Here is a 262-nt window from a genome sequence, read left to right on the forward strand (position 1 = left end):
AAACTATGGTTTCTATGCTTTCTTGTGCTGAGTTGTTTGAAAGCTCAAATGATAGAAAATTCACTTTAAAATCGATTAATTCAAATGGGACATCTAGCGTATTCCCAACCGACTCATTTCCATCATTTTCACGAATCAGCTCAATGTACCCTAATTCAAGCGGGTCTTCTTCTCTTAATTATGTCGATGAGCCTATAGGAAAGAATGGGGCTGAAAATACTGGCGCTATTTTAGAATTTCGTGGAGGAGCCTGTGGTTCAAT

The 262-nt window shown here is 38.2% G+C and carries 1 protein-coding gene; it reads left to right on the top strand.

All coding sequences use genetic code 11. The features are described from left to right. Positions 1-262: hypothetical protein (locus tag IQR33_RS33950; protein WP_228014061.1), on the top strand; the 262-nt coding region annotated here is incomplete at both ends.

It is taken from the genome of Vibrio sp. OPT46, from assembly GCF_015163535.1.
Lineage (GTDB): Bacteria > Pseudomonadota > Gammaproteobacteria > Enterobacterales > Vibrionaceae > Vibrio > Vibrio alginolyticus.